The 4,991-nt window shown below is 39.0% G+C and carries 6 protein-coding genes; 5 read left to right on the forward strand and 1 reads right to left on the reverse strand.

Going from position 1 to position 4,991, the window contains the following annotated elements; all coding sequences use genetic code 11:
* The first annotated feature begins 10 nt into the window (after positions 1-10).
* From NL42_RS14465 to cuyB, 5 genes are read left to right on the forward strand one after another with little or no spacing between them, the layout of a single operon-like run.
* On the forward strand, positions 11-1,090 hold the full coding sequence (locus tag NL42_RS14465) for a taurine ABC transporter substrate-binding protein (protein WP_461313271.1): 1,080 nt from the start codon (positions 11-13) through the stop codon (positions 1,088-1,090).
* A 9-nt stretch (positions 1,091-1,099) separates the two neighbouring features.
* Complete coding sequence (locus NL42_RS14470; protein ID WP_461313266.1) at positions 1,100-1,879, forward strand: ABC transporter permease; 780 nt, start codon at positions 1,100-1,102, stop codon at positions 1,877-1,879.
* Positions 1,879-2,670 carry an ABC transporter ATP-binding protein gene (locus tag NL42_RS14475; RefSeq protein ID WP_461313267.1) on the forward strand — a complete coding sequence of 264 codons (792 nt, stop codon included), beginning with the start codon at positions 1,879-1,881 and terminating at the stop codon, positions 2,668-2,670. Before NL42_RS14470 ends, NL42_RS14475 begins: the two co-directional genes overlap by 1 nt.
* Before the next feature lie 17 nt (positions 2,671-2,687).
* A complete protein-coding gene (cuyA, locus tag NL42_RS14480) occupies positions 2,688-3,710 on the forward strand; it encodes a D-cysteate sulfo-lyase (RefSeq protein ID WP_461313268.1) in 1,023 nt (340 codons plus the stop codon).
* Between the two features lies 1 nt (position 3,711).
* Positions 3,712-4,437 carry a cysteate racemase gene (gene cuyB / locus NL42_RS14485; protein ID WP_461313269.1) on the forward strand — a complete coding sequence of 242 codons (726 nt, stop codon included), beginning with the start codon at positions 3,712-3,714 and terminating at the stop codon, positions 4,435-4,437.
* Positions 4,438-4,546: 109 nt separating this feature from the next.
* On the opposite strand, the gene NL42_RS14490 is transcribed toward cuyB, so the two are convergent.
* On the reverse strand, positions 4,547-4,991 hold a 445-nt coding region (locus NL42_RS14490; protein ID WP_461313270.1), incomplete at its 5' end, for a TetR/AcrR family transcriptional regulator.

Consider the following 4,991-nt stretch of genomic DNA (forward strand, 5'->3'; position numbering starts at 1 on the left):
TGGAAATATAATGTTGTTTGCAACACATTTTCACTTAAAAAACGCTGTCTTATCAGTAGGGGTTCTCAGCTTTGCACTTTTAACAGGTTGTGGAAATAATTCACAGCAAAATAATGAAACTAAGGCAGAAGCTTCTCAAACTGCACCTGCTGCTGAACTTCCAAAAGAAGTACGTTTTGCTTGGGGTGGCGGTCCACGAGTTTGGGTTCTTGGTAAAGCTGATGGAGATTTTGAAAAAGCTTTAGGTACAAAAATTAAGTGGGTCGAATTTGCTTCGGGTGCAGATGTAATTAATTACTTCGCCGCAAATGAAATTGATATTGCTCGTTTTGGTTCAAGTCCGGCTGTTGCGGGCATCACTCGCGGATTACCAATTGAAATCATTGGTTTGGAAGGTCTAATTTCTGGTGCAGAACGTTTAATCGTCCGTCCTGACATTAAAAACCTGCAAGGTCTGGTTGGTAAAAAAGTTGCCTTCCCTGCCAACTCCACCGCGCAATATGCTTTAGAACAAGCGCTTGCATTAAATAAAATTGATAAATCAAAAATCAAATTAATTCCACTTAAGCCTGCTGAAATTGTTTCTGCATGGACACGTGGTGATATTGATGCAGCTTATGTTTGGGGACCATTTACTCAGCAGCTCGAAAAAGAAGGCGGTAAAGAAATTTATCGTACAACAACGTTAAATGAAAAAGGCATTTTGGTTTATAACAACTTCGCTGTCCGTAAAGAGTTTGCAGAAAAACACCCTGATCTTGTAATTAAATTCCTGAAAGCTTACCAAGAACAAGTTGATGAATATAAACAAGATCCTAAAGCTGCTTCCCAAAAAATTTCTAAATATTTAAGTCTTCCATACGACCAAGTAGAAACCACACTTGCTGGTATCGAATATATTCCACTGAAAGATCAAGCCTCTGAAAAATATTTAGGTGCAACATCAAACGATGAAAACTCTGGCTTGGCTAAAGCAACTCAAGATATTGCTAAATTTTTAGTCAGTATTGGCGAGTTGAAACAATCTGATGTTCCAAAGAGTTATGCGCCTAATATCGACAGTAAATACCTTATTGAAGCGACAAAATAAGGTTATGAAATGATTCAGTTGAACCCGTTTAAATTAAAAGTGATTAGCGCATTATCGCTAATTGCTTTTGTGATTATTTGGCAGCTTGTGTGTACATTTAAACTTGTCTCACCAATTTTGTTGCCCTCTCCTCTACAAATTTTAGATACAGTTTTAGATTTATTTAAAAACGGTTACCGTGATGCTCCGTTTTATCAACACATTTTAGTCAGCACGGCGCGTGCCTTCTTTGCATTCTTCATTGCAATCATTATTGGTGTGCCTTTGGGATTATTAATGGGTCGTAGCCCTGTACTTAATGCCATTTTAGATCCATTTGTACAATTCTTACGTCCTATTCCAAAAATTGCCCTAATCCCTTTAGTGGTTGTGTGGCTAGGGATTGGTGAGGAATCTAAATTTTTCCTTATTTTTATTGCGACTTTACTTAGCGTCATTGTGGGTGCAACCGCAGCAAGCCAAAACGTTCCATATGGTTTGATTCAAGCAGCACAAACGATGGGCTTAGGAAAAACAGCAATCTTATTCCGCGTCATTTTACCCTCTTCGCTTCCTGAAATTTTCACCACCATTCGTTTATCGATTGGTATTGGCTGGACATCATTAATTGCAGCGGAAATGGTTGCAGCAACTTCTGGTTTAGGCTGGATGATTATTAATGCAGGTTCTTATTTGCGTACAGATGTTGTGATTGTCGGAATTATTTTACTTGGAACAATTGGCTTTATTTTAGATTGGCTCATTGTGAAAGCACAGCAGAAATGGGCCCCTTGGACAGGAAAAGCATAATGACTCAACCCTTTATTGAGCTAAATAATGTTCAGAAAATATTTAAACAAAACAAAACGGAAAATACGGTCTTAGAAGATATTAATCTTAAAATTCCTGAAGGTCAGTTTGTTTGCTTACTTGGGCCTTCTGGCTGTGGTAAATCAACTATTTTGAACTTGCTTGCTGGTTTTGAAAAACCAACTTTAGGTGAGATTTATGTAGATGGTCAATCCATCTCAGCGCCGGGCATTGACCGAGCTGTTGTATTTCAACAAGCTCAATTGTTTCCTTGGCTCACAGTAAAAGAAAATATTCAATTTCCACTTAAGCAATCAAAAGCTGAGCCTAAATATATTGCTGAGCAAACTGAATATTATTTAGAAAAAACGGGGTTAAAGAAGTTTGAAAATCATCGAATTTGGCAAATCTCGGGTGGTATGAAGCAACGTGTTGCCCTTGCTCGTGCGTGGGTCATGAAGCCAAAGATTTTATTGATGGATGAGCCTTTTGGGGCTTTAGATGCTCAAACACGTATTTTGATGCAGGAAACACTGACTCAGCTTTGGCAAGACAACAAAACTACCGTTTTATTTGTTACTCACGATATTGATGAATCTCTACTTTTAGCAGATCGCATTATTTTAATGGCAGGCCATCCCGGGCGCATTGCCGAAGATATTCATGTGAATTTACCTCGTGCGCGCAGCATTGAAAATATTGCGCCACAGCAAGAATTTATTGAAACCAAAAAACATATTTTAGAAATTATGCGCAAAGAAGTAAGTCGCATGATTGATTACATACATTAAATTTTTAGGACATTATTATGTTATTAAGTCATTTGCCGCGCGTTCAACTGGTTCATGCGCCTACTCCTCTAGAGTTTTTACCTAACTTAACTAAAGCGTTAAATGGTCCCCAGATTTACATCAAACGAGACGATGCTACAGGGCTGGCTACAGGCGGTAATAAAACCCGCAAATTAGAGTTTTTAATTGGTGATGCGCTTGCAAAAGGTGCCACACATGTACTTACTCAAGGTGCAACTCAATCTAACCATGTTCGCCAAACGATTGCAGCAGCAAATAAATTTGGTTTAAAGGCATCGGTTTTACTCGAACAACGCGTTAGTGATGGTACAGATGAATATTACAATAACGGAAACTTATTGCTCGACGAGATTTTAGGTGCAACATCAATTGAGGTTGTTCCGGGTGGCACCGACATGGTTGCGGCTTTAGAAGCCAAAGCAAAAGAATTAGAACTACAAGGTGAGCGTCCGTACATTATTCCGGGCGGAGGCTCAAACGCTATTGGTGCTTTAGGTTATGTATCAACAGCAATTGAATTAATTAACCAACTTAACCAGATTCAACTGGCTCCGACTCATCTTGTACATGCAACAGGTAGCACGGGTACTCAAGCTGGTCTCTTAGCGGGTATTGCGGCAACTCACTCAAACTTACCAGTACTCGGTATCAGCGTTCGTGCTGAAAAATCTAAACAAGAAGAAAATGTTTATAAACTTACTCGTGCAACTTTAGAGTATCTTGGTTTAAGCGCAGATCTTATTGCCCGTGAAAAAGTGATTGCAAATAGTGACTATGTTGGTGATGGTTACGGTATTCCAACCGATAGCATGGTTGAAGCGGTTGAACTTCTTGCTCGGACTGAAGGTATTTTGCTTGACCCTGTTTACTCAGGTAAAGGTTTTGCGGGTTTAGTCGACCTCATTCGTCAGGGTCATTTCACTAAAGATGACAAAGTAATCTTCCTCCATACAGGCGGTGCCGTAGGCTTATTCGGTTATCGTAAAACGTTCTCTAGTAAAGATGCATACCGTTTGTAAGATGACAACATTTTCAGAACTCCCCACCCTTGGAATTTTGGGTGGTATGGGACCAGGCGCTGCTGTTGATTTTCAACAGCGTCTGCTCGATGCAAGCCCTGCCACAAAAGATCAGGAACATATTCCAACAATTGCTTGGAATCACGGCGGTATTCCTGACCGACAACTTGCACTTAAAAACCTAGGTGAAAGTCCTTTAAATGCCATGTTACATGGGCTAAAAATTTTAGTGCGTAGTGGTGTTTCTAAAATCGCAATTCCATGTAATACCGCACACTTCTGGCATTCTGACTTACAGCAACACACCCATATTGAAATCTTAAATATGGTTGAAATTACGGTACAACAGATTTTAAAGAATTATCAATCTGGTGATAAAGTCGGGATATTGGCAACCAAAGGTGCACTTTCTACTCAGTTGTATCAACATGAGTTAAGCAAGCATGACATTCCTTTTGTCATTAATTCGGATGAGGAAATTGAACAGGAATTTATGCCGGCTGTTTATGCTGTAAAACGTAATGAATCGGCAAAAGCGGGTATCGTTTTTCAAGAGTTAAGCCAAAGGCTCATAGATCAAGGTGCTGGTTCGATTATTTTAGCCTGTACAGAAATTCCAATTGGTTTACATGCAATCCAGTCTCCAATTTTAGATGTGAGCTTTGATACCACACAAATTTTGGCAGATGCTTGTGTAAATTGGTTTTATCGAAATACACAACTCTAAAATAATGTTGCAACAGTGCTTTAGGCTCTAATCTAGCTAATGCACTGTCTATCTGTTTTGAGTGGGTGATTACAATCTCATTTGTATCACTTCACTTTCGAACTTTTCTCTACAGCTTATCAACCCCAGCAAAAAAACAATCCAACACCCTTTCTCTCTCGTCCGACATATTCGAATCTAAAAGCTGAAAGATTGCGCCCTCAATCATATATAAAAATAGCTTGGCGTCCTGAAAAGTCGCATCCGTTTTGAATGTTCTAAGCTGACTATAGATTTCATTCATTAGCCACGTTCTATATTTAATTGCGACTTGATAGGCTTTTGGATAGGTCAGTTTCGTTTCAAAAATGGCTTTAAATAATAAGTAGTAAAGCCCCTCTAAATCGGTGTGTAAGAAATAAAGATGTTTGAGTTTTTCCTTCACGCTTGTGCCTTGGTCGTACTCAACAATTGAAACTACTTTTGCTTTTAAACGTTCTTTTTGTACGATCAAACAGATTTCAATAAACCGCTCTTTCGAGTGGAAGTAGTTATAAAAAGTCGCTTTTGGAATT

It is taken from the genome of Acinetobacter sp. GN11, assembly GCF_054823985.1.